Raw genomic sequence first — 3786 nt, 5'->3', positions numbered from 1 at the left:
TAATAAAAGAAAAATAGTCTTCTCATTTTGAGAGGACTATTTTTCTTTTATTATTTGTTCCACTGCGGGAATATCTGCCGGAGCCCATTTGAGTGAATCTAAATTTTCTCTTTTTAACCAGATTAACTTGGAATGCTCACTAGGTGTAGGTATGCCTTTTACTACTTTACATTTAATTGAAATCAAATTTATGATAAATGTTTCATATTCATGTGTGTTGTCGTTTAAAACTTCTTTTGTTGTTTCAATTTTACAAGCTAATTCTTCATCTATTTCTCTTTCTAGTGCTGAGTAAATATCCTCATTTGCTTCTACTTTTCCACCTGGAAACTCCCACATGTTAGGCATAGACATTTCCGGCGATCTTAGCGCACATAATATTTCGTTATTATCATTTTCAATAATAGCTGCAACAACTTTTACTAGTTTTTTCATGATTGCCCCCTGATGATCATTTCTCTTCATAATAATATCATTTTTTAAGATTAGAATCTTACAACAGGTAAAGGGCTGCAATCAAAAATAAATTGGAGTAATTTATCATTTGATTAAAAGTGCAGTAAACCCTTATTAATACCAAACTTTTATCTGTTTTTCTGAAAATTTTTTGTCGAGGAAAAACCCTTAAATTTTCTAATTGATATCTGACCTTCCTTCTTCAACCACCGGGCAGGATACTTTAATTGGAATTCTGGTTTTTTATGGTAATGTATTAAATAAGGGAGGGGATGTCTTGAATAAATATCTAAAAATCATACTTGGTGTTTTGGCTGTCATCATATTAGGAATCGGGCTGCTTGTTGTTACCTTTGTATTAGAAATGAAGCCCGATAAAGATGAAGAGGCAAAGATAAAGATTCAAGCGGAGCAATATTTAGAAGATGAATTTAATGATAACTTCGAGATATATGACACTCTCTATGATAATATGGGGAACTTTGGATTTGACTATGCTGCCAAGGTTAGGGATAAGAAAGGCGGTACAGCATTTCTAGTTTATCATGATGCTGAAACAGAACAAATGATGGATACATACATTGCTGATAAATGGGCTGATGATTTAGAAGCTGAAATAAGTCCTTTTATTAAAGAGAATTTTGGAAAAGCAGCTTATGTCCATGTTTTCTTTACCAATGATAAAATTGGGCAAGAATTGGGTGTTTCCCCTGTTAATCCTAAAAGTTTTAAAGAGTTCGATGTTGCACCTACCATTCGTATTACTGTTCCCCGAAAAAGGAGCGACGGGGACGAAAAGATTCTCAATGAATTCATATCCTTTCTAAAAAGCGAAGATAAATTGCAACATGGATCTGCTTTTTTAGAGTATATTGCTGAAAATGGTGAAATTTTAGATGATGAGTGGGGTAAAGAGTTTTAACTCATTGAATGAGTAAATTCTAAATGAGATTGTTATGGCACAACCGCAGCATTTTTATTGATAAATTTTATGTAAATATTGCTTTGTTAGATAAGGAGGAATCCCAAACATGTCATTATGACAATTTGGGGTTCCTTTTCCTTTAATCTCAAATCATATGAATGTATTTTTAGAAAAAATTAATTAGCTATTCTAGCATTCACTTCAGTAGATGAACGATTTGCTGGTTTCTTCCAGAACAGTGTTAGTACGATTCCCAGAAATAGTACGACAGTCGCAAAGTAATACGGGTAGTCGATATCAATATCAAATAAGATCCCCCCTAGAATGGGGCCGCTAATATTCGCTAAGCTGGTAAACATCGAGTTCATTCCTCCAACAAATCCTTGTTCATTGCCAGCGATATTTGAAAGATACGAAGTAACGGCTGGTCGGAATAAATCGAATCCTACAAACACAAGAAAGGTAACAAGTAAAATGGAAAAATAGGAATGGACCACGGTCATTAAAAAGACCAATACAGCTGATACTACCAAGCTGTAGCGAATCAATTTAATTTCACCCCAAATTCGTGTAAGTCTATCAAATAATAGGACTTGTGAAACTGCACCAAAAATGGCACCACCTGTTATCACAATGGCGATATCCGATGGTTTGAACTGAAATTTATGGTCCACAAATAGACTAAAGAACGATTCAAAAGCTGCTAAACCAAATGAGGCAATAAAAATTAAGATAAACGCAAGAAAATATTTTGGCTCAAATACACGTTTGAAACCATTCCTCGTTTCTGAGCCTTGTTCATTATTTTCTTCTGGACGCTTGGGCTCAGATAATAAAATAATTGAAAGAATAGCGGCTAGTGTACCAAGTGCACCTGCAAATAAAAATGGTACACGTGTTCCAAACTCGGCTAAGAAACCACCAATACCCGGACCTATAATAAATCCGGTACTAATGGCAGCTGACATATAACCGAGTGCTTTGGGACGTGTGGTCAAATTTGTTATATCTGCGATATAAGCAGTTACGGCTGGCATAATAAATGCAGCACTAATTCCACCTAAAATACGAGAGAAAAATAACATTTCAATTTCTTTGCCCAGTCCAAATAAAAATTCAGAGGCCCCGAAAATAAATAATCCCAGTACAATCATAATTTTTCTGCCGAATTTATCTGCTGCTTTCCCTGCAAATGGTGAAACAATCAATTGCGCAATGGCGAAAGCGGCTGTTAAATAACCAATTGTTGTTCCCGTTATGCCTAATTCATTCATTAGCGTTGGTAAAACTGGAATCACAAGTCCAATCCCTAAAAAGGCTATGAATAAATTTATTAATAATAATCCTAAGGTAACTTTTTGAGACTTCATTTTCTAACTTCTCCTTAACAAAACGAACGTATTGGTTATCATTTGTTTTACAACTTCCATCCTAATCTATATAGTTACTATATACTCAAGGACGGTGCTGTAAAAAATGAATAAAAAAAATGGAAACTATCTAACGACGGGCGAATTTGCAAAGCTTTGCAAAGTAAACAAACAGACTCTCTTTTATTATGATCAAATTGGATTACTGTCTCCGATTTTGAAAAATGAAAAAGGCTACCGTTATTATTCAATTCATCAAATCGAGTTATTCTTTGTAATCGATCTATTGAAAGATCTTGATATGTCGCTTACCGATATTCAACTTTACATGCAAAATAAGTCTCCAGAAAGCTATTTGTCATTAATGTATCAAAAAAAAGAAGAGATTGTGAAAAAGCGTCAGGAGATTGAAATGAAGGAAAAATTTATCGAGGTACAAATAGCCTTAATAGAAAAAGCGTCACACCTTGATTTTAATCAAATTACGCTTGAACAATTACCAGAAGCAACACTTTATTTGAGTAGGAACATTGAAAATATAACGGAAGAGGAATTTGTAGAGGTTGTTTCAGATTTTCTAAATGAATTGAACGAATCTCATCTTGATACGGGATATCCCATAGGTGTTATCACGAAACGAGAGCAAATAGTAAAAGGGGAATACACGAATTACAGCTTTTTATATATTGAGCAGCCAAAGCCAATGGAAGGACATCCGTATTTTAAAAGTGTTAAGGGTGACTTTATCATCGGATATCATATTGGGGATGCGAATACAATACACCAAACATATAACCGACTTTTCTTAGAGATGGAACGATTAAATGTAACGATAGGGGAATATGTCTTTGAAGAGTATATCTATGATTCAGTAGTAAAGAATCATAAGGAGCATTATGTAACCAAAATAATCATACAAGTTGAACTCAATTAATGTTCAACATTCTACATCGATGAACTTGGTAAAGAAAAAGTGACAGGCACCATTCAAAAGATGGCGGGAATTAGTTGCGTAAGGCGGGAATTAGTTGCGGA

General features: G+C 34.3%; 4 protein-coding genes. 2 read left to right on the top strand and 2 right to left on the bottom strand.

What is annotated here, in order from left to right:
* Nucleotides 1-36: 36 nt before the first annotated feature.
* Nucleotides 37-435, bottom strand: coding sequence for a (deoxy)nucleoside triphosphate pyrophosphohydrolase (locus V7124_RS25600; protein WP_335494673.1), 399 nt, complete (start codon nucleotides 433-435; stop codon nucleotides 37-39).
* 298 nt (nucleotides 436-733) lie between these two features.
* On the opposite strand from V7124_RS25600, the gene V7124_RS25595 reads away from it, so the two are divergent.
* Complete coding sequence (locus V7124_RS25595) at nucleotides 734-1378, top strand: hypothetical protein (RefSeq protein WP_335494670.1); 645 nt, start codon at nucleotides 734-736, stop codon at nucleotides 1376-1378.
* A 179-nt stretch (nucleotides 1379-1557) separates the two neighbouring features.
* Here the strand turns inward: V7124_RS25595 and norA are convergent, their stop codons facing one another.
* Complete coding sequence (gene norA / locus V7124_RS25590; protein ID WP_335494666.1) at nucleotides 1558-2751, bottom strand: multidrug efflux MFS transporter NorA; 1194 nt, start codon at nucleotides 2749-2751, stop codon at nucleotides 1558-1560.
* A gap of 106 nt (nucleotides 2752-2857) precedes the next feature.
* On the opposite strand from norA, the gene V7124_RS25585 reads away from it, so the two are divergent.
* Nucleotides 2858-3685 carry a MerR family transcriptional regulator gene (locus V7124_RS25585; protein ID WP_335494663.1) on the top strand — a complete coding sequence of 276 codons (828 nt, stop codon included), beginning with the start codon at nucleotides 2858-2860 and terminating at the stop codon, nucleotides 3683-3685.
* Nucleotides 3686-3786 lie beyond the last annotated feature (101 nt).

This window comes from Neobacillus niacini (genome assembly GCF_036961885.1).
Lineage (GTDB): Bacteria > Bacillota > Bacilli > Bacillales > Cytobacillaceae > Neobacillus > Neobacillus niacini_H.
Note: the sequence above shows the minus strand (reverse complement) of the source record. Positions and strands in the feature narration are given on the sequence as shown.

Coding starts and splice junctions, on each gene's coding strand:
- V7124_RS25600 (WP_335494673.1), bottom strand. CDS start 435: ATGAAAAAACTAGTAAAAGTTGTTGCAGCTATTATTGAAAATGATAAT.
- norA (WP_335494666.1), bottom strand. CDS start 2,751: ATGAAGTCTCAAAAAGTTACCTTAGGATTATTATTAATAAATTTATTC.
- V7124_RS25585 (WP_335494663.1), top strand. CDS start 2,858: ATGAATAAAAAAAATGGAAACTATCTAACGACGGGCGAATTTGCAAAG.